The sequence below is a fragment of the Frankia sp. AgKG'84/4 genome (genome assembly GCF_023242965.2).
Classification (GTDB): domain Bacteria; phylum Actinomycetota; class Actinomycetes; order Frankiales; family Frankiaceae; genus Frankia.
Window position 1 is genome coordinate 1 of the sequence record NZ_JALKFU020000766.1, and the last position, 1,162, is coordinate 1,162.

The window sequence follows — 1,162 nt, forward strand, 5'->3', positions numbered from 1 at the left end:
ACCGGGGGCGGCGGCGAGTTCGGTGTCGAGGTCGACGTAGACGGCGCCGGGCAGGTGGCCGTCGCGGTAGTGGTCGTGGCCGTGGGCGTCGCCCAGCGCCCAGCGCACGTCGAGCAGCAGCGGCAGGCGGGCGGCGGCCAGCTCGTCGTGCAGCGCCTTGACCTCGACGAGCACGGCGCCGCGACCGGCACCGCCGACGGTCACGGCCGGTTCCGCGGTGGCGGTGGCGGTGGCGGTGGCGAGCAGCGTGTCGAGGTCGTCCTCGTCGAGGCCGCCCGGGGGGACGCCCAGGCGCGCGGCGGTGGCGACGCGGCGGGCGACGCCGGCGTTGACCGGGGCGGTCAGGCCGTGCAGCCGGGCGAGCAGGACGATCTCGCCGTTGAGGTAGTCCGCTTCGACCGACGCGCCGCGGGCCAGGCTCTGCCAGGTGGAACTGCCCTGGCGGGCGTGGCCAGGGATGTCGTGGATGGTCAGGCCGGTGAGGTCCAGGCCGCGGTCGGCGAACAGGTCGGCCGCGGTGATACCGGCGGCGTCGAACGCCCGGCGGGCCTCGGCGAGCAGTGCGGCGGCGACGGCGTCGCGGCGCGGGCCGGGCGGGTAGAGGGCGTCTAGGTTGTAGGCGAGGTTGCCCAGCAGCTTGCCGGCCTTCCAGCGGCCGATGTCCTCGACGATCCGCACGGCGAACGCGGCGCGACGCAGGTCGTCGGCGATGTCCTCGACGGTGTTCTCGCCGGGGCCGCCGGTGGGCACTCGGCCGAGCAGGAACGCGGCGGGGACCGGCGCGGCCGGGGAGACGACCTCGCCGGGGCGCAGGTGCGAGGACGGGCTCATGACGACCGCGTCGAGGACGGTGGTGAAGCGGCGCAGCGCCGCGCGGGCACTGTCGAGACCGTTCTGCAGGAGCACGACGGGCAGTGTCTCCGCAGCAGTGGTGGGCGCCGCAGCAGTGGTGGGCGCCGCAGCAGTGGTGGGCGCCGCAGCAGTGGTGGGCGCCGCGGCAGTGGTGGGCGCGACGCCGGAACCGGCGTCGACGGGCTGCCACGCCCAGTCGGCGAGCAGCGCCTCGGAGTCCTGCGCCTTGGTGGCGAGCGCCAGGACGTCGCCGGGGCGCAGGGTGATCTCCGCCGGGCCGGCGGCGACGCTGAGGTCGTAGTGGTGGGTG

1 protein-coding gene is annotated in these 1,162 nt (G+C 76.3%); it reads right to left on the reverse strand.

From position 1 onward, the window contains the following. On the reverse strand, positions 1–1,162 hold a 1,162-nt coding region (locus MXD58_RS25075), incomplete at both ends, for a ketopantoate reductase family protein (protein WP_284678851.1).